Source organism: Parageobacillus thermantarcticus (assembly GCF_900111865.1).
GTDB lineage: Bacteria > Bacillota > Bacilli > Bacillales > Anoxybacillaceae > Parageobacillus > Parageobacillus thermantarcticus.
Map to the genome: position 1 here is coordinate 224162 of NZ_FOJS01000001.1, position 18984 is coordinate 243145.

Genomic DNA, 18984 nt, shown 5'->3' on the forward strand with positions numbered 1-18984 from the left:
GAGAACATGAATGATTAATAGAGTTTGTAACTGCTTCCATTCCCATTAATCATTGTGTCACATTCATTGTACTCCCACATCGTACAAGCGTCAAGAAAACAAAGTCACAAAATGTTCAAACGTTTGAATATTAAAACAACATCTAAAAATCATCAGAAAGATAATGCACGCTTCCCTCCGTTTCGTTATAATGTTGAATAGATAGAAAGAGGGGAATCACGTGAAACTGCCATCACTAGAAGAACAATACAAAACATTAGAAAACATTCATATTTCCGCATTTGGCTCTGAACTCATTCGGCAAATTCTTCTTCCTGAATTGCTCGGAAAAGAAACAGCAAGCATTTTATACTGGGCTGGTAAAAGCTTGGCGCGCCGCTATCCGCTAGAAACAATGCCCGATGTTATCGCGTTTTTTGAAAAAGCCGGATGGGGAACACTTTCCATTGTCGAAGAGCGCAGCGACGAGTTGCATGTCGAGTTGACAGGCCCGATCATTACCGCGCGGTTCGCTCTCCACGAAAATTGCACGTTCCAGCTGGAAGCGGGCTTTCTCGCTCAGCAAATCGAGCACCAAAAGCGCCGCGTTGCCGAAGCGTTCGAACAGCAAAAGAAACGGGCTAATAAAGCGCTAATCATTATCAAATGGGATCGCAAAGATGAAATAAATCGCTAAGAAGCCTGCGCCGCGCAGGCTTCTGTCATTTTACGTGCGCCGCTTTCGCTTCATCGGCGAGCCCGAACGCTTCATGAAGCGCTTCAACTGCTCGTACCATGTTTTCTTCGTCAATCACCGTGGAAATTTTAATTTCCGACGTGCTGACCATTTTTATTTCAATTCCTTGATTTGCCAAAATTTCAAACATTTTTGCGGCTACCCCCGGATTGGAAATCATGCCGGAGCCGACGATCGACACTTTGGCCAAACCGCTTTCGTATTGCACGTTCGCCCCTTCCAATGACTGCAATACTTGAAGCGTTTCTGGCAGATCTTGAGTGTGAATCGAAAAAGAAACGGACGCTTCTTCTGAGTTAGTAGCGCTTTGAATAATAATATCTACATTGATGCCTCGATTGGCAAGCGCTGTAAAAATAGTCGGCAATGTATATAAATTATGTTTAATTCCATACACTGTCACTTTCGTTACTTGATCTTCAAACGCAATTCCTCGCACGATTAAATGCTGCTCCATTGAAACTTCCTCCTTTACGATCGTTCCACTTTCCCTTTCCATGCTCGAACGCACTTCAAGCAACACTTCATAATTTTTCGCGAATTCAACGGCGCGCGGATGCAGCACTCCCGCCCCTAAGTTGGCTAACTCAAGCATTTCGTCATAAGAAATCTCTTTTATTTTTCTTGCCGTTTTTACGTAACGCGGATCTGTCGTAAACACGCCGGTTACGTCCGTATAAATATCGCACTTATCCGCTTTTAGCGCCGCCGCCAACGCCACCGCCGTCGTATCGGAGCCGCCGCGTCCGAGCGTAGTAATTTCCCCTGTTTCCGTCACTCCTTGAAATCCCGCCACGATCACAATTGCTCCTTCATCAAGGTGACGGCGGATTCTGGTCGTATCAATATTCATAATGCGGGCATTGCCGTGCATTTCTTCCGTCGTGATTCCCGCTTGCCATCCTGTTAACGAAACGGCCTTGCATCCTTTTTCATGAAGCGCCATTGCAAGCAGCGCAATGCTCACTTGTTCCCCTGTCGAAAGAAGCATATCCATTTCGCGCTTGCTCGGATGATCGGAAATTTGTTTCGCTAAGTCGACAAGTTCATCGGTTGTTTTTCCCATCGCAGAAACAACGACGACGACTTTATTTCCCTTTTTTGCTTCCTCAACGACCCGATTCGCCACATGTTGAATTCTTTCGATCGAGCCAACAGACGTTCCGCCAAATTTTTGTACAATAATTCCCACTATGTCTCACCCTTTTACCTATGAATGTCGCTTATTGCTTGCAAATAAAAACAGCAATGAGAGAAATCCCATTGCTGTGCATCACGAAACGAAAAAAATCGAATTCGCACCGCACAGTGAGATAGCTCTCCAAGATGAACCCCATCTTGACAGTCCTACATTTCTTAAACGCAGGACCAGCGGAAAAAGCAATGAGACTTTTTCCACTTCGGCGAAGCTCCCCTTTCCACATCCATCTTCGGAACTCATTTTCCTCCGAATGTGTACTCTTGAAGTTCGCGCCTCTATCTTCACTTCGGCGTTCGGAAGTGTATAAATATAAAATTTATTGCAATCATATCAAACTTTTATGTTGTTGACAATATTATTCTCGCAATTTCTGATAAATTTTTTCGGCCACAGGGCGCGGAATGTTCGCTTTTTGCAATTCTTCGACCGTCGCTTCTTTTATGTTTTTAATGGAACCGAAATGCTTTAACAACGCTTTTTTTCGCTTTTCTCCAACGCCAGGGATGTCATCTAGCACAGAGCGCAACATCGTTTTTCCGCGCGTTTGCCGATGAAATGTCACCGCAAACCGATGCACCTCATCTTGAATGCGTTGCAATAAATAAAACTCTTGACTGTTTCGCGCTAACGGAACGATTTGCGGCGGATCGCCCATGATTAACTCGGATGTGCGGTGCTTATCGTCTTTTGCGAGCCCGGCGAGCGGAATATCAAGCCCTAATTCGTTTTCAAGCACATCCCTTACCGCAGCTAAATGTCCTTTTCCGCCGTCAATAATAATTAAATCGGGAAGCGGAAGCTTTTCTTTCAGCACGCGCGTATAGCGTCTCCGCACCACCTCGCGCATCGATTCATAGTCATCCGGCCCCGCTACCGTTTTGACTTTGTATTTGCGGTACTCTTTTTTCTCCGGTTTTCCATCGATAAACACCACCATTGCCGAAACAGGATCCGTGCCATGAATGTTGGAGTTATCAAACGCCTCAATGCGATGCGGCGTCGGAATCCCCAACATTTTTCCTAAGTTTTCGACCGCTTTGATCGTCCGTTCTTCGTCTCGCTCGATTAAGTAAAATTTTTCTTTTAAAGCAATTGCCGCGTTTTTGCTGGCTAAATCAACAAGTTCTTTTTTCTTTCCTTTTTTCGGCTGAACGACCGTTACTTCCAGTAACTGCTCGGCAAGCTCGCCGTCAATGTCAACAGGCAAAATGACTTCTTTCGGCTTAAAGTGGTTCGCTTTTGTATAAAATTGTCCTAAAAATGTGAGGAGCTCTTCATCCGGGTCTTGATACATCGGAAACATCGATACGTCACGTTCAATCAGTTTTCCTTGGCGAATGAAAAATACTTGCACGCACATCCAACCTTTGTCATACGCATAGCCGAACACATCGCGATCAACGAAATCGTTCATGATCATCTTCTGCTTTTCCATCGTCGCTTCAATATGGGCGATTTGATCGCGATATTCTTTCGCCCGTTCAAATTCAAGCGCTTCGGCTGCTTTTCTCATCTTTTCCGCAAGTTCCTTTTTTACTTCTTTATACCCGCCGCTTAAAAAGCGGGCGATTTGTTCAACGATTTCTTTATTTTGCTGTTCGGACACAGGATATACGCACGGTGCAAGACATTGCCCCATATGATAATATAAACAAACGCGGTTCGGCATAGTCGAACATTTGCGCAGCGGATAAATGCGATCTAACAGTTTCTTCGTTTCGTTTGCTGCCTGTACGTTCGGATACGGTCCGAAATATTTTCCGCCGTCTTTTTTCACTTTTCGTGTAATGATTAGGCGAGGATGCTTTTCGGCGGTAATCTTGATAAACGGATAACTTTTGTCATCCTTAAGCATCACGTTATATTTCGGATCATACTTTTTGATTAAGTTCATTTCTAAAATAAGTGCTTCGACGTTCGAAGAAGTGACGATATATTCAAAATCGGCAATTTCGTTGACAAGCCGCTGCGTTTTTCCGTCATGCGTGCCGGTGAAATACGAACGCACGCGGTTTTTCAACACTTTTGCTTTGCCGACATATATGACGGTGCCATTTTTATCTTTCATCAAGTAACATCCCGGCTGCTCCGGAAGCACGGCTAATTTTTCTTTTAAGTGATCATGCATCATAACCACTCCATCCCATTAATTCAGCCATTCATACAGCGTAACGTTTCCGTACACTGGATCTGCCAGCGTGCTCGAACGATACGTTTTTACTTTCCGCACACGACCGGAAAGGGAAATTCCTTGCGCTCGAAAGCCTTTAATAACATGATCGGTCATATAAATTTTAACATGCTGATAGTTCTCCTTGTCCTGTAAAAAAAATGAAAAGTGCAGCACGTCTTTGTGCGGAAAACTAACATCGAGGTATTGGAGCACGCGCGTTTCTTCCCATGTATACAAAACGAATTTCTCATTGCTTTTCTGTAAATCATACGCTAACTGGTATGTCGCTGGCAACTGTAGCGCTTGTTCGCGCAAATGCCATGTTCCCGTTACGAATTGCGCGGCTAACACAGCCACCGCTACGCTCCAGCGATACATAGAGACATATGATTGCGAATATAGCATGTCCATCCGTACAATAAAACGAGATGAACAAGCGGGAGAATGTGGCGTGGCTTCTCAATATTTTGCGCAAATAGCGCCCAAAGAAAATAAACAAACCCGGAAACGAGAATCCAGCGCGGCAACAAGGATTTCCTCGCCCGCCATATCACCGTCCATACCACTATATACAAAAAAAGCAGGATTACGTTTTGGCACGCTATTCCTGTCCATAAAATATTATAAAACAAAAAATGAATCACTCGCTCCCATAACGGCTGCGAGTCGCTTGCCGCCGTTCCCCCCCATTCTTCGAAATGGCCGCTCGTAAATGAAAGAGCCAGCTTGAAAAAAGACTGGAAGCTTCCTTCCGCCGCCGCGACCGCTATGATCCAAATCAACTGAAACAAGACAGCTGCCGCCAAAAAGCAGCCAATTCGGCGGACGTTGCGATGTTTTTTCCAATCTTCATACCATAAACATAAAATCGCGACCACAAATGGAGCGTACGACAAACGGATTCCCATCAATAAGCTAAAAAAAGCAAGCGGAAGAAGCTGTATCCACCATGCATCGCGCTTTCTCGCCAATTCGATCGCCCAAAAATACCACCACAGCACCGCCAGCGCCGCGCCGTCCGACATCGGCTGGCCAGCAATGAGCATCACATAGCTTGCCGACTGGCAAAGCGCGCTAACAAACAACGCCACGGCGGTCGAGTGATATTTTTTTACAAGAAAAACGATAGGAATCGTTGCGGAAAACATCGCAAGTACGTTGAAGATGGCCAACGCTTTTGCGGGATTATCGACGAATGCATGGACGAGCATGCCGCCAAGAACAAAATACGGATATCCCGGAAAATGCGGCTGCATTGCCAATAAATCATAACGATCTAGCGCCAAGGCAAAATCGACTTGATCCCATGTCGCCGCGAAAGGGCTGGCGTAACGGATTTCCGCAAAGAGCAGGCTAAATAAAATGCCTAAACTGAAATACGACAAAAGCCGATTATTTCCTAGAAAATGTTTCAGCATTTTTCTCCCCTTTTTCGGTTCTTATGCAATCTTGGCGATAGGAAGGAGGCTAATTGAGAAAATTAGTGTGCAAGTTAGAATCTTTAGCTTCTCATTCGATCAAATCCGCAAAATTATGTAAAAACAAAACGATAAAAAGCGGTTTTATTTTTTCCGTAATTCCAAGTTTACTGTACTGGTAATAGAATTTTACACAATAATTGGTACTTGACCGAGAATACCCTACCTTTTTCTTTTTGGTCTAGCAAAATGTGTTACACAAAATTTTATACATCATCATTTTCTAAATTTAGTCAATTGTCTTTTTATACTTTTAGTTATCAATCACAAAAAAAGAGATTCAGACGATATTCGCCTGAATCTCCTTGAAGAACAATGAATTATACGTGTTTTTCCAGCAATTGAATAAGCGCTTCTTTCGGCTGGTAGCCTACCGTTTTGTCGACAAGCTCTCCGTTTTTGAAGACAAGCAGCGTCGGAATGCTCATCACGCCGAATTTCGAAGCGGTTTCTTGGTTTTCGTCGACGTTCACTTTTACGATTTTCACTTTATCGCCCATTTCTTTGTCCACTTCTTCAAGAACCGGCGCAACCATGCGGCAAGGTCCGCACCAAGGCGCCCAGAAATCGACCAATGTTAAGCCTTCTTTCGTTTCTGCCGCAAATGTTTGATCTGTCGCATTTACAATCGCCATTCTGTATTCCTCCTATTTCACTTTTATGTTGTAAGCAAAGTATATCATGCAAATAGAGTTTAGTGCGAATGTTTTGCTTCGTTTCTAATATTCGCTTTTCAACAATAATTATGCCTTTGCTAGACAGCAGAAAACGAGCAAAGCGGGATTCGCTTCACTCGTTTTCCCCAAGATTACGAGTGCACTTTTAATTTTTTAAACTCTTCCGTTAACAACGGAACGACTTCAAATAAGTCACCGACAATGCCGTAATCTGCCACCTTGAAAATGTTTGCCTCTGGGTCTTTGTTAATCGCGACGATCACTTTCGAGTTCGACATGCCTGCTAAATGTTGAATCGCTCCAGAAATGCCGCAAGCGATATAAAGGTCCGGCGTGACGACTTTGCCCGTTTGCCCGATCTGTAGCGAGTAATCGCAATATCCTGCATCGCACGCGCCACGCGAGGCGCCGACCGCACCGCCCAACACCTCGGCAAGTTCTTGCAGCGGCTTAAAACCTTCCGCGCTTTTTACGCCGCGGCCGCCGGCAACGATCACTTTTGCTTCAGATAGGTCGATTCCTTCCGCCGTTTTGCGAACGACTTCTTTTACGATAGTGCGCAAATCTTTAATGTCGACGGAAATCGCTTTTACCTCCCCAGAACGCGATTCATCGCGCTCTAGCGGCTGAATGTTGTTTGGACGCACCGTCACAAAGATCATGCCGTCTGTAACGATTTTCTTTTCAAACGCTTTTCCAGAGTAAATCGGACGTGTAAAGATAAGGTTGCCGCCTGCTTCTTCCACAGACACCACATCAGAAACAAGACCGGAGTTTAATTTAATCGCTAATTTCGGCGATAAGTCTTTTCCTAAAGCGGTGTGACCAAATACGATTCCTTCTGGTTTTTCTGCATCAACCACCGCCATAAGCGCTTGCGAATAACCGTCAGATGTGTAATGCTTTAAATTAGTATGTTCGACGACAACAACGCGATCTGCGCCATGGAAAAGTAATTCATTTGCATAGGATTGAACGCTTTCTCCGACAAGAACGGATACGACTTCCCCTCCTTGAGCGATCGTCTTTGCTGCAGCGATCGTCTCAAATGAAACGTTTCTTAATGATCCGTCGCGAATTTCTGCCAACGCAAGTACTTTCCGTGCCATTTTCAATCCCCCTACTTTATTGATAAAATCAGACCACTTTTGCTTCGGAACGCAACAGCCGGACAAGTTCTTTCACTTGATCGGCAATGTCTCCCTCGAGAATTTTTCCAGCTTCCCGTTTCGGCGGCAAGAATACTTCGATCGTTTTTGTTTTCGCTTCGACATCTTCTTCCTCAAGATCTAAGTCATCCAATTCCAATTCTTCAAGCGGTTTCTTTTTCGCTTTCATAATGCCTGGAAGCGACGGATAGCGCGGCTCGTTAAGTCCTTGCTGCGCCGTCACAAGCAACGGAAGCGACGTTTCGATCACCACTTCATCCCCTTCGACATCGCGGACGACCGTCACTTTATCGCCGTCAATATCGAGTTTCGTAATTGTCGTCACATACGGGATTCCCAGCAATTCCGCTACGCGCGGGCCGACTTGTCCTGAACCGCCGTCAATCGCGACGTTGCCGGCTAGAATCAAATCAGGCTCTTTATCTTTCAAATATTCTGCAATAATTTTCGCTGTCGTATATTGGTCATGTGCCTCGATGTCATCTTCTACGTTAATCAACACCGCTTTGTCGCACCCCATCGCTAGCGCCGTGCGCAACTCTTTTTCCGCATCCTCATTGCCCACCGTCACTACCGTTACTTCGCCGCCATGTTTGTCGCGCACTTGAATCGCTTCTTCAATCGCGTATTCATCGTACGGGTTAATAATAAATTCCGCTCCTTCTTCATTTACTTTGCCGTCAACAATCGTAATTTTTTCTTCTGTATCGAATGTGCGTTTCATTAAGACAAAAATATTCATGAAAGCCCCTCCTCTTTTGACAAAACATTATTTTAGTTTAAAAGATTCAGTTAATTAACAACACTATTTGCCGCGAAAGGTTGGCGGGCGTTTTTCGATGAATGCCTGCACTCCTTCTTTCGCATCTTCTGACGTAAACACGCTCCCAAACAGTTCAGCTTCCTCACGCATCGCTTCCTGGAACGATTTTTCTTTAAAGGCGTTCAAAAGCTGCAATGTCGCGCGAATGGAAAGCGGGCTTTTTTGCGCGATTTTTTTCGCCAGTTTTTTTGCTTCCTCCAGCAGTTGTTTTTCCGGCACCGCCTTGTTTGCCAAGCCCCATTGCACCGCTTCCGTTCCGGTAATCGGTTCGCTCGTCCACATCATCTCGGCTGCTTTGCCGAAGCCGACGTAGCTAGGAAGCCGCTGCGTTCCGGCAAAGCCAGGTATAATGCCAAGCTGCAGCTCCGGCAGGCCGAGTTTGGCATTTTCGGAAACAACGCGAATGTGGCAACTCATCGCTAACTCCAATCCGCCGCCTAACGCCGCGCCATGGACCGCCGCAATCACCGGCTTTGCAAACCGCTCGATGCGCTCCATCAACTGCTGACCAGCTCTTGACAGCTTTACGGCTTCTTCGCTAGATTTGATGGACGTAAACTCTTTAATATCGGCACCTGCCGAGAAAAATTTCCCTTCACCGTGAAGAAGCACGACGCGGACATTTTCATCCGCTTCCAGTTCATCCAACAATGATGAAAGCTCTTTCAAAACAGCGGATGAAAGAGCGTTTGCCGGAGGACGGGAAAACGTTACGTCCGCGACAAACTCTTCTTTATGAACGCGAAAAAATTCCATGTAATCTCCTCTCCCCCTTTAAACAAATATGCAATCTTGCTAAGAAGATGCACAACCTTTTGTCAATAATTCGTAAACCGGCTTCGCTAATGCGACTAGATCATACTTTTGCTCGTTCATTACCCATGTCGTCACCGTTTCGTCAATCGCTCCAAAAATCATTTGCCTTGTGAGACGAATATCTAAATCACGGCGAAACTCGCCTTTTTCAATCCCTTCTTTCACAATTTCATCAATAATGCGCAAATATCTTTTTAACACTTCATTAATCCGAAGCCGTAATTCTTTATTCGATTGACGAAGCTCTAATTGAGTAACGACGGCTAGATGATGATCTTGCGCCAGCGATTCAAAATGTTTCTTAACTAATACGTACAATTTCTCTAAAGGGCTCGAAATTCCTGCTATCTCCTGTTCGATTTTCTCGATAAAGGAGCCCATTTTTTCTTGAAACAGCGATATAAGAATGTCTTCTTTATTTTTAAAATAAAGATAAATCGTTCCGTCCGCGACCCCCGCCTGTTTGGCGATTTTCGATACTTGTGCATGATGATAGCCATGTTCGGCAATGACTACGACTGCTGCATCGATGATTTGTTTAAATTTCGGCTTATCTCTTCTCAACATCCATTCTCCTTTACGAAAATATGAATGAGCAATCATTCATATTTTCATTTTAAAGACCCCTTGCTTGTTTTGTCAAGACAAAGTCACATAAAATCTAAACGGATTCGTTATTTTTTTTCATTTCTTCCTCGAGCAATGCTCGTCGCAAAATTTTCCCAACTGCTGTTTTTGGCAGTTCTTTGCGGAACTCATAGATGCGCGGCACTTTATATGCCGCCAATCGGCTTCTCATAAATTGATCCAATTCCTCTTCCGTACATTGTTCTCCTTGTTTAAGAACGACAAACGCTTTGACTGTTTCTCCGCGGTATTCATCTGGAACGCCAACGACTACTGCTTCCTGTACTTTTGGATGCTCATATAACACTTCTTCCACTTCGCGTGGATAAATGTTGTAACCGCTTGCGATAATAATGTCTTTTTTACGGTCAACGATGTAAAAATAGCCGCGTTCATCCATATAACCGATATCTCCCGTATATAGCCATCCTCCGCGCAAAACGTTCTCCGTTTCATGCGGCTGATTCCAATATCCTTTCATGACTTGCGGGCCGCGGACAACGAGTTCGCCGATTTCGTTCACCTTTGCTTCTTCGCCCGTTTCCAATGACACGATTTTCGCTTCCGTATCCGGCCAAGGCACACCGATGCTTCCTTTCACCCGTTCTCCGTCCCATACAAAATTGCTGTGAGTAACAGGAGATGCTTCTGTTAATCCGTACCCTTCGATCAGTTTTCCACCAGTCACTTTTTCAAATTTTTCTTGTATTTCCACTGGCAACGGCGCTGATCCGCTAATGCACACTTTGATGGAAGATAAGTCATAGCGCGGTAAATTCGGGTGATTTAATAGCGCAATATACATCGTCGGCGCTCCCGGAAACAACGTCGGTCTCAGCTTTTCAATCGTTTTTAATGTTGTTTCCACATCGAATCGCGGCAAAAGAATCATTTTATACGCTTGCATGATCGCTAAATTCATGATCGTTGTCATGCCATACACGTGGAAAAACGGCAATATCCCTAAAATCGACTCCGTTCCTTTTCCGCATCGATACATCCAATGGGCGCACATTAACGTGTTGGCGATTAAATTTCGATGCGTAAGCATAGCTGCTTTTGGCACACCAGTCGTTCCGCCAGTATACTGCAATAACGCCACATCTTCAACGGGGTCAAGCGCTATGTTTGGCTCCGTTATGTTCGGACGTGACATTATTTTAGAAAATAAATGTTGGTCGCTCCGTTCTTCCACTTTGACAATCGCCGGCTGCCCCTGCTTCCACTGCATGAGCGGATACAGCCATTTTTTCACCGTCGGCAAATAGTCCTTGATGCTTGTAATGATCAGATGCTTGACGTTTGCCTTCGCTTTTGCTTTTGCCGCTTTCGGATAAAGCATGTCAAGCGTAATGAGCACCGTCGCTCCGCTGTCATTCAGCTGATATTCCAACTCGTGCTCCGTATAAAGCGGATTCGTCTGCACGACAATGCCTCCCGCCAATAACACCCCATAATAGCTGACAACCGCTTGCGGGCAGTTTGGCAGCATAATCGAGACACGATCTCCTTTTTGCAATCCGATCTTCCGCAAATAATTCGCCAATGTGAGCGCCTGTTCATAAACTTCATGAAATGTAAGCGTTTTCCCAAAGAAATAAATCGCATCATTCCCTCCGAATTCCGCCGCTGTTTCCCGCAAGTAATCAGGCAACGTTTTATTAGGATAATCAAGGTGATGTGGAATTTCCGGCGGATAATGTGCAAGCCATCGTTTTTCCATCGTACCCCTCCTATATTCGAAAATTTCAGATGATTTATTTTTATTTTATTACACTTTTTCGAATTTTACATCAAAAAAGCGTCCTAGTAAGTAGGACGCTACAAAAATAAATAAATGATGCCGATAAGGACAAAAAACGCGCATAAAATAAACAATATTTTCGACAATGTTTCCATCGTTTTATTCTTCCATGCTAAATATACGATGCCAATAACAAGAAAGATCCCGCAAAAAACAAGCAATGCTTTTACTAATGTTTCCATCTTTTGACTCCCTTTACCGAATTCCTTCTCCAATGACATACGATAAGCCGACGGAAATAACCATGGAAATGAGTCCGACAGCGCGATTGTCTTTGGCGATTTCCTCATCGATATTAAATTTCGGAGTAAGAAATTCGTAAATGAAATACGCAACCAGTAGCAAAATAAAGCCGTATATTCCCCAGCCGATCATCGCCAACAGCGATTCGTGATGGTGAAGAGCATAGCGGAAAATATTAGCGATGCCGAAAATTTTTCCGCCGGTTGCCATCGCCACCGCGACGTTTCCTTTTTGAATCTCCTCCCAATTTTTATATTTTGTCACTAGTTCAAATATCGCTAAAAACACGACCATGCATAAAACAGCCACGCTAAAATTGGCGGCGATTTTTATGATTTCGTTTTCCCAAAACGAACTCATCATTTTCTCCCCTCATCATTTTAATTCAACAATCGTTACCCCCGTTCCTCCTTCATTAGCATCGCCAAAATGAAAGCTTTTCACGGCTCGGTGCGTTTTTAAAAATTCTTGCACCCCTTTGCGGAGCGCCCCCGTTCCTTTTCCGTGAATGATCGAAACGCGCGGATATCCCGCCAAAAGCGCATCATCAATATATTTCTCCAAACGGGCAAGCGCATCTTCGTACCGTTCCCCGCGCAAGTCAAGTTCCAATCCGACGTGATAGTCTTTCCCTTTTACGGTGGCAAGCGGCTTTGTCTCCGTTTTCGGCGCGCTGCTGATATATTCTAAATCCCGTTCATTTATTTTCATTTTTAAAATGCCGAGCTGCACTTGCCATTCATCATCAGAAACCTTTTCGACAAGATACCCTTTTTGATTTAAACTTGTCACTTTTACTTCATCGCCAGGCTGAAATGAATGCTTCGCCTGTTTTTTTCGTTCTTTTTTCTTCTTTTCCAATGTCGGCATCGCTTCTTGGAGGCGCTTTTTCGCCTCGATCAGCTCATGTTCTTTAATTTCCGCTTGTTTTTCTTGCTGCATTCGGCGAAGTTCGCGGATAATTCGCTCCGCCTTTTGTTGAGAGGAGCGAACGATATCGGCTGCTTTTCGTTTCGCTTCTTCGATGATTTCCTCGCGTTTTTCATCAAGCTCTTCCCATTTTTGCTGCCAGTCGCGGCGCAGCTTTTCTGCTTCGATGCGCGCTTCTTCCGCTTTTTTCTGTTCTTCCTCTGCCCGCTTTTTGCTTTGTTCTAGCGAAGCGATCATATTTTCCACATTGTTGCTTTCTGCACTAATATGCGATTTCGCCCGTTCGATAATGCGCTCATCAAGTCCAAGGCGCTTCGATATTTCAAAGGCGTTGCTCCGCCCGGGGATTCCGATCAATAACTTATACGTTGGGCGCAGCGTTTCGGTGTCAAATTCAACGCTCGCATTAATGACACCGTCGCGGTTGTACCCGTACGCTTTTAATTCCGGATAATGGGTAGTCGCCACCGTCCGCGCCCCGCGTCCGTGCACTTCGTCCAAAATGGCGATCGCCAGCGCTGCACCTTCCTGCGGATCGGTTCCCGCGCCCAACTCGTCGAATAAAACGAGACTTTCATGATCAACGTCGCGCAAAATATCGACAATATTGACCATATGGGAAGAAAACGTGCTTAAACTTTGTTCAATCGATTGTTCATCCCCGATATCAGCATAAACGGAACGGAACACCGCCAGCTCCGAACCATCCAGCGCCGGAATAAATAAACCGGATTGCGCCATCAACGTTAATAATCCGATCGTTTTTAATGTGACCGTTTTCCCGCCGGTGTTCGGACCGGTAATGACAATCGTTGTATAATCTTTTCCAAGCTCGATATCATTTGGAACGACAACGTCTTGGTCAATAAGCGGATGGCGCGCCTGCAACAACCGGATATAGCCGCGATCGTTCAAGGCAGGTTTTGTCGCTTTCAGCTTGTTGGCGTATTTCGCTTTGGCGAAAATAAAATCAAGCTGCGCTAATATATCAACATTTTCGAGAAGCGCTTCTGCATGTTCAGCGACAATGCCGGTCAATTCGATTAAAATCCGCTCGATTTCCCGCTTTTCTTTGACGCGCGCTTCTTGAAGCTGGTTGTTTAATTCCACCACCGCTTGCGGTTCAATAAACAATGTTGCTCCCGAAGCCGATTGATCATGGACGATGCCGCCATAAGCGCCGCGGTACTCTTGTTTTACCGGAATGACATAGCGATCGTTGCGAATCGTAATGATCGCATCGGATAACATTTTTTGCGCTGATGGCGAACGAATGATGCTCTCTAATTTTTCACGCACCCGCGCCTCCGTCGCTCGCAGCTGCTGGCGGATGGAACGCAGCCGCTCGCTCGCATGATCCATTACTTCGCCATGATCGTCGATACAGCGCTCAATCGCTTGCTGCACTTCCGGAAGCGCGACCAGTTTTTCCGCATAGCCTGCCAAGTGCGGAAACTCCTCTTTTTCTTCGCGCAGCGATTCAACAAACTGCTTCAACTGCCGGCTTGCGGAGATGGTGCTGGCGATATCCAAAAGCTCATGCGGACTAAGCGTTCCGCCGATTTTCGCCCGTTTGAGGCTTGCGCGGATGTCAAAAATGCCGCCAAGCGGAACGTGCCCGCGCAGACGCAGCGCAGCTGCCGCTTCGTCTGTTTCTTCTTGCCAGTTTACGACCTCCGCAAAATGCGAAGAAGGAAACAGTTTTTCTACTTTTTCTTTTCCTAACGACGAAGATACGTGTTCTAACAATTGTTCTTTCACTTTATCAAATTCTAGTACGTGAAGCACTCTTGTATGCACGGATGAAAAACCTCCATCTGAAAATTGTCGACAAATTCACTTTCACCGATCGCGCCGCAAAAAGCTGCGCAATTCTTCAAGAGACCATGTATTGATTACCGTTTCCTTGCGAATCCATCCTTTTCTCGCTGTGATTACCCCTATTTGCATATGGTCAAGCATGTCCAAATGGTGGGCATCTGTATTAATCGCGATTTTCACACCGGCGTCTTGCGCTTTCTTTAAATAAGAATAGGATAAATCAAGGCGGTTCGGATTCGCGTTTAACTCAAGCGCCGTATTCGTTTCCCGCGCCAGTTCAATAAGCATGTCTATATCTACGTCATATCCGTCTCGCTTTCCGATCAGCCTCCCTGTAGGATGGGCGATCAAATCAACATGACGGTTGCGCAGCGCGGCAGTGAGGCGCTTCATAATCACATCGCGCGGCTGGGAAAAACTTGAATGAATCGCGGCGATGACAAAGTCCAACTCTTCGAGAACGTCATCATCGTAATCAAGCGTCCCATCTGGCAAAATATCCATTTCCACGCCAGCCAAAATCGTAAAACCATCATACTTCGCGTTTAGCCGTTCAATTTCTTCACGCTGCCGGCGAAGCCGCTCCACCGTTAAACCGTTCGCCACTTTCAAATATTGTGAATGATCGGTGATCGCCATATAACGGTAGCCTTTTTTCCGGCACGCTTCCGCCATTTCCTCAATCGAGCACGCCCCGTCGCTCCAAGCCGAATGCATATGCAAATCCCCTTGAATGTCGGAAAGGCGAAGAAGCGGATATCCATCACGATAACGATCGACTTCCGTCCCATCCTCCCTCAGTTCCGGCGGAATAAACGGCAAGTCGAAATAGGCAAAAAACGCTCGCTCATCAGAAAAAGTGTTTACTTCGCCTGTTTTCGCATTTTCCACTCCGTACTCGCTAATTTTTTCGCCACGCTCTTTCGCCAGCTGCCGCATGCGAACATTATGTTCTTTCGATCCCGTAAAATGATGAAGCGTCGTGGCAAACTGCTCCGGCGCCACTAAACGAAAATCAACGGCAATGTCATACTCATAGCGAAGCTGCAAGGACACTTTCGTATCGCCGTTGGCAATGACGTCAACAACATTCGCAAGCTTTAATAACTGTTCCCGCACAAGCCGCGGCTCGTTCGTCGCGATAATGAAATCCAAATCCTTCACGGTTTCTTTCATGCGCCGCAAACTGCCAGCGCGGGAAAAGCGAACGATTCCTTCCATGTTTTCGAGCTGACGTTCTATTTCCTCGGCAATTGGCAGCACAAAAGCTAACGGAAGCCGTTCCGGGCGGGATCCGATTTCTTCAATCGCAGCCAAGAGCTTTTCTTCCGTTTTTTTGCCGAAGCCCGGAAGCTGCTGCACTTTCTGGGCGAGGCAAGCTTCTTTCAATGTGGCAATATCGACAACTCCTAGCTCTTGATACAATTTGGCGATTTTCTTGCCGCCAAGGCCGGGAAGCCGCAACAATGCAAGCAAGCTTTCCGGAATTTCTTGCTTCAATTGTTCCAAAACGCTTGATGCGCCCGTTTCCAAAAATTCTTGAATAACGCTGGACGTGCTTTTTCCGATGCCTGGAATCGCGGTGAAATCTTCTATTTCCGCGATGCTCCGTTCATCTGCTTCCAATGCGCTCGCCGCTTTACGAAACGCGGCGATTTTAAACGGATTTTCTCCTTTTATTTCCATATATAACGCAATCGTCTCTAGGAGACGAATGACATCTTTTTTATTTCCTTTCATGATATCCACCACCTATAACGTACAACCCACTACGAAACAATAATACAAGTTTTTTATAAAAAAGTACAAAAAAACTTCCCTATAAAAAATAGAGAAGTCGCTACGCCATATAATGAATCCACATTTGTTTCAACATATCTGACAAGAACGGAGTATGTTTCACAATCGCCATTGCCATAAAAGAATGCTGAATCTTTGTTTGTATGCTTTCAATTGGGATAAGCGCGCCAACGTATAGAAGTAAAAACACGATTAAGTACACTTCGACAAACCCTAACGCTCCGCCAGCCCAGCGGTTAATGCTGCGAAGAATCGGCAACTGCGCCACAAAGTCAAGCATGGAGCCGATAATTTGCAGCACGATTTTCGCCGCAAAAAATAAAATGACAAACGCGATCGCCCGATAATACGCGTCATCCAAATGGGTGCTTTCAAATAGCAATTTCGCCGTTTCCGAATCGCCGAACGTTGGATACGGAATCCATAATCGAAGCGTCGGCACTAATTTTTCATAATGATAGTACGCAACGGCAAACGCAATGACAAAGCCTGCCATATGAATAAATTGCAAAATAAATCCGCGTTTCAAGCCAATCATAAACCCCATGAAAAGGATAAAAAGCAAAAGAAGATCGACCATTCCGTCACTCATCCTTTTCTTTGCCTAGTTTTTGCAAAAGCCGATCGTATTCTTCTTTTAATTTTACGTAATCGTGAACGATGTTGATCGCGGTCAGCACCGCTAGCTTGCTAATATCCAATGTCGGGTTTTTCTCGCTAATCTCCCGCATTTTATCGTCGACGATCGATGCCACCAAACGAATATGGCTTGAACTTTCTGTGCCAACGATCGTATATTGCTGTCCGTATATCTCGACTGTCACCCGCGTTTTTTGTTGCTCCGCCAAATGATTTCCCCCATTCTTCAAAATCCTATTGTTTATCATAACATGAATGCTGATATAATGAAAAGATACGACCACTATGATATGCAAAAGAAAAAACAACGACAATAGGAGTGAATCGACATGGCTAATCACGTTATCGCGGCAACAGCGGCGCTTCTGGAAAAGATACGGAATCATTACGCTTCCGATATAACAGGGCATCTTCCTGCAGGCGCTTTGTTCGTCGCTAAACGGGCGGGCTGCACGATTACCGCTTACCGTTCAGGGAAAGTGCTGTTTCAAGGAAAAGCGGCGGAACAGGAAGCGGCGAAATGGCAAGAACAATTGGAACAAAAGAAAGCGGCAGCCTCTCAAGTTCGTTTGGCTGCCGCATCGGCAATCGGTTCCGATGAAGTCGGAACTGGAGATTATTTCGGCCCGGTCGTCGTTGCCGCCGCATATGTCGCTAAAGATCAAATCAAGGCAATTTGGACAATGGGAGTAAAGGATTCGAAGCAATTAACCGATGAAGCGATCCGCCGGCTCGCCCCGGCGCTGATGGACATGATTCCGTACCAAACGGTGATACTGTTCAACCGAATGTATAATGACTGGCAGAGAAGGGGCATGCCACAAACGAAAATAAAAGCGTTGCTACATAATGAAGCAATTGCAAAGCTTATAAAACGGCTTGCCCCTATAGAACCGGAAGCGATCATCATTGACCAATTTATTGAGCGGGACTTATATTTTCGCTACCTCGAAGGCGAAACAAACGTCGTCCGTGACCGTGTATATTGCTATCCGAAGGCAGAAACGATCCATATTGCAGTGGCCGCTGCTTCGATCATCGCCCGCTACGTGTTTTTGCAAGAAATGGAGCGGCTAAGCCAAAAAGTCGGCATGACATTACCAAAAGGAGCGGGGGCACAAGTCGACCAAGCCGCCGCCAAGCTTATACAAACGCACGGTCCCGCAATTCTCGAAACGTGCGCGAAGCTTCATTTCGCCAATACGAAAAAGGCGGCGCAAATTGCCAAACAATGAGAGGTGTCGGACTTGCGAGAGGGGAAATAGCCCTACCTCGCCCGCCGGTCCCTTTCATTCCTATAGCTGCAACTAAGATAGACGGCTTCTCGCCCACGTTCATAAAAAAACTACCGCACAAAGCGGTAGCACGATCATACATTATTTTTCTTCCAATGCTTCCACTACTTTTTCCGCCGTGCTTCGGCTCGATTGCGGGTTTTGCCCCGTAATCAAATTGCCATCGCGCACGGAGAAGTCCGTCCATTTTTCCCCGCGGACAAAATTGGCGCCTCTTGAGCGCAACGTCGACTCAAGTAAAAACGGCATGTATTGATCTAATTGCACTTCTTTCTCTTCTTCGTCCGTAAACGCGGTTACCGTTTTTCCTTTGACAAGCGGCGTTCCGTCTTTATATGTCACATTGACAAGACCGGACGGACCATGGCAAACGGCGCCAATAATTCTCCCGTCTTCAGCAAATTGTTGCAGAACGTATTGCAATGTTTCGTTATCTGGAAAATCGAACATCGTCCCGTGACCGCCAGGAAGGAAAATCGCATCAAAACCTGTCGCGTCGTCTTTGCTCAAGCGGGCGGTGTTTTTCAACTCTTCTTCCGCTTTTGCCCAAGCAGGATCTTTTTCTTCAATGCTGCGTGGGTCAAGCGGCACTTCCCCGCCTTGAATGCTTGCCACTTTTACATCATACCCTTTTTCTTTAAAGACAAGGTACGGAACGGCAAATTCCTCAAGCCAAAGCCCTGTTTTATGGTCATCGGTGATCGTTGTATGATTCGTGACAACCATTAGCACGCGTTTCGTCATTTATGATT

At 45.6% G+C, this 18984-nt stretch carries 19 protein-coding genes and 1 riboswitch; of the genes, 2 read left to right on the plus strand and 17 right to left on the minus strand.

The features are described from left to right. Positions 1-220: 220 nt before the first annotated feature. Positions 221-676, plus strand: coding sequence for a YslB family protein (locus tag BM278_RS01190; protein WP_090947575.1), 456 nt, complete (start codon positions 221-223; stop codon positions 674-676). 25 nt (positions 677-701) lie between these two features. Here the strand turns inward: BM278_RS01190 and BM278_RS01195 are convergent, their stop codons facing one another. The 16 genes from BM278_RS01195 to zapA form a co-directional block, all read right to left on the minus strand. Next, positions 702-1928, minus strand: a complete 1227-nt coding sequence (locus tag BM278_RS01195; protein WP_090947576.1) for an aspartate kinase — start codon at positions 1926-1928, stop codon at positions 702-704. A gap of 114 nt (positions 1929-2042) precedes the next feature. Further along, a riboswitch (Lysine riboswitch) is annotated at positions 2043-2223 on the minus strand. Positions 2224-2292: 69 nt separating this feature from the next. After that, complete coding sequence (gene uvrC, locus BM278_RS01200; RefSeq protein WP_090947577.1) at positions 2293-4065, minus strand: excinuclease ABC subunit UvrC; 1773 nt, start codon at positions 4063-4065, stop codon at positions 2293-2295. Between the two features lie 18 nt (positions 4066-4083). Beyond that, positions 4084-4467 (minus strand): hypothetical protein, encoded by a 384-nt coding sequence (locus BM278_RS19545; protein WP_341871176.1) that lies wholly within the window; start codon positions 4465-4467, stop codon positions 4084-4086. 2 nt (positions 4468-4469) lie between these two features. Continuing rightward, entirely contained in the window at positions 4470-5528 is a 1059-nt protein-coding gene (locus tag BM278_RS01205) for a nucleoporin-interacting protein (RefSeq protein ID WP_341871177.1), read from the minus strand. A 380-nt stretch (positions 5529-5908) separates the two neighbouring features. Further along, positions 5909-6223 carry a thioredoxin gene (trxA, locus tag BM278_RS01210; RefSeq protein ID WP_090947578.1) on the minus strand — a complete coding sequence of 105 codons (315 nt, stop codon included), beginning with the start codon at positions 6221-6223 and terminating at the stop codon, positions 5909-5911. A gap of 173 nt (positions 6224-6396) precedes the next feature. Further along, positions 6397-7374, minus strand: a complete 978-nt coding sequence (locus BM278_RS01215; RefSeq protein WP_090947579.1) for an electron transfer flavoprotein subunit alpha/FixB family protein — start codon at positions 7372-7374, stop codon at positions 6397-6399. A gap of 28 nt (positions 7375-7402) precedes the next feature. Further along, a complete protein-coding gene (locus tag BM278_RS01220; protein WP_090947580.1) occupies positions 7403-8176 on the minus strand; it encodes an electron transfer flavoprotein subunit beta/FixA family protein in 774 nt (257 codons plus the stop codon). A gap of 63 nt (positions 8177-8239) precedes the next feature. Next, positions 8240-9013, minus strand: coding sequence for an enoyl-CoA hydratase (locus BM278_RS01225; RefSeq protein ID WP_090947581.1), 774 nt, complete (start codon positions 9011-9013; stop codon positions 8240-8242). 39 nt (positions 9014-9052) lie between these two features. Next, positions 9053-9637, minus strand: a complete 585-nt coding sequence (locus BM278_RS01230) for a TetR/AcrR family transcriptional regulator (protein ID WP_090947747.1) — start codon at positions 9635-9637, stop codon at positions 9053-9055. 97 nt (positions 9638-9734) lie between these two features. Next, a complete protein-coding gene (locus tag BM278_RS01235) occupies positions 9735-11423 on the minus strand; it encodes a long-chain-fatty-acid--CoA ligase (RefSeq protein WP_090947582.1) in 1689 nt (562 codons plus the stop codon). 98 nt (positions 11424-11521) lie between these two features. Then, positions 11522-11686, minus strand: coding sequence for a hypothetical protein (locus tag BM278_RS18590; RefSeq protein WP_167359561.1), 165 nt, complete (start codon positions 11684-11686; stop codon positions 11522-11524). Positions 11687-11699: 13 nt separating this feature from the next. Further along, positions 11700-12107 (minus strand): DUF350 domain-containing protein, encoded by a 408-nt coding sequence (locus BM278_RS01240; RefSeq protein WP_090947583.1) that lies wholly within the window; start codon positions 12105-12107, stop codon positions 11700-11702. A 15-nt stretch (positions 12108-12122) separates the two neighbouring features. Then, entirely contained in the window at positions 12123-14477 is a 2355-nt protein-coding gene (locus BM278_RS01245; protein WP_090947584.1) for an endonuclease MutS2, read from the minus strand. 42 nt (positions 14478-14519) lie between these two features. After that, entirely contained in the window at positions 14520-16238 is a 1719-nt protein-coding gene (polX, locus tag BM278_RS01250; RefSeq protein WP_090947585.1) for a DNA polymerase/3'-5' exonuclease PolX, read from the minus strand. A gap of 100 nt (positions 16239-16338) precedes the next feature. Further along, positions 16339-16878, minus strand: a complete 540-nt coding sequence (locus tag BM278_RS01255; RefSeq protein WP_090947586.1) for a CvpA family protein — start codon at positions 16876-16878, stop codon at positions 16339-16341. A gap of 4 nt (positions 16879-16882) precedes the next feature. After that, on the minus strand, positions 16883-17146 hold the full coding sequence (zapA, locus tag BM278_RS01260) for a cell division protein ZapA (protein ID WP_090947587.1): 264 nt from the start codon (positions 17144-17146) through the stop codon (positions 16883-16885). A 120-nt stretch (positions 17147-17266) separates the two neighbouring features. On the opposite strand from zapA, the gene rnhC reads away from it, so the two are divergent. Then, positions 17267-18172, plus strand: a complete 906-nt coding sequence (gene rnhC, locus BM278_RS01265; protein WP_090947588.1) for a ribonuclease HIII — start codon at positions 17267-17269, stop codon at positions 18170-18172. Positions 18173-18313: 141 nt separating this feature from the next. On the opposite strand, the gene BM278_RS01270 is transcribed toward rnhC, so the two are convergent. Next, on the minus strand, positions 18314-18976 hold the full coding sequence (locus tag BM278_RS01270) for a type 1 glutamine amidotransferase domain-containing protein (RefSeq protein ID WP_090947589.1): 663 nt from the start codon (positions 18974-18976) through the stop codon (positions 18314-18316). Between the last annotated feature and the right edge of the window lie 8 nt (positions 18977-18984).

Bases quoted from the DNA above. Each gene is read 5' to 3' on its own strand.
- uvrC (WP_090947577.1), bottom strand. From the start codon at position 4,065: ATGCATGATCACTTAAAAGAAAAATTAGCCGTGCTTCCGGAGCAGCCG.
- BM278_RS01205 (WP_341871177.1), bottom strand. From the start codon at position 5,528: ATGCTGAAACATTTTCTAGGAAATAATCGGCTTTTGTCGTATTTCAGT.
- trxA (WP_090947578.1), bottom strand. From the start codon at position 6,223: ATGGCGATTGTAAATGCGACAGATCAAACATTTGCGGCAGAAACGAAA.
- BM278_RS01215 (WP_090947579.1), bottom strand. From the start codon at position 7,374: ATGGCACGGAAAGTACTTGCGTTGGCAGAAATTCGCGACGGATCATTA.
- BM278_RS01220 (WP_090947580.1), bottom strand. From the start codon at position 8,176: ATGAATATTTTTGTCTTAATGAAACGCACATTCGATACAGAAGAAAAA.
- BM278_RS01225 (WP_090947581.1), bottom strand. From the start codon at position 9,013: ATGGAATTTTTTCGCGTTCATAAAGAAGAGTTTGTCGCGGACGTAACG.
- BM278_RS01235 (WP_090947582.1), bottom strand. From the start codon at position 11,423: ATGGAAAAACGATGGCTTGCACATTATCCGCCGGAAATTCCACATCAC.
- BM278_RS18590 (WP_167359561.1), bottom strand. From the start codon at position 11,686: ATGGAAACATTAGTAAAAGCATTGCTTGTTTTTTGCGGGATCTTTCTT.
- BM278_RS01240 (WP_090947583.1), bottom strand. From the start codon at position 12,107: ATGAGTTCGTTTTGGGAAAACGAAATCATAAAAATCGCCGCCAATTTT.
- polX (WP_090947585.1), bottom strand. From the start codon at position 16,238: ATGAAAGGAAATAAAAAAGATGTCATTCGTCTCCTAGAGACGATTGCG.
- BM278_RS01255 (WP_090947586.1), bottom strand. From the start codon at position 16,878: ATGGTCGATCTTCTTTTGCTTTTTATCCTTTTCATGGGGTTTATGATT.
- rnhC (WP_090947588.1), top strand. From the start codon at position 17,267: ATGGCTAATCACGTTATCGCGGCAACAGCGGCGCTTCTGGAAAAGATA.
- BM278_RS01270 (WP_090947589.1), bottom strand. From the start codon at position 18,976: ATGACGAAACGCGTGCTAATGGTTGTCACGAATCATACAACGATCACC.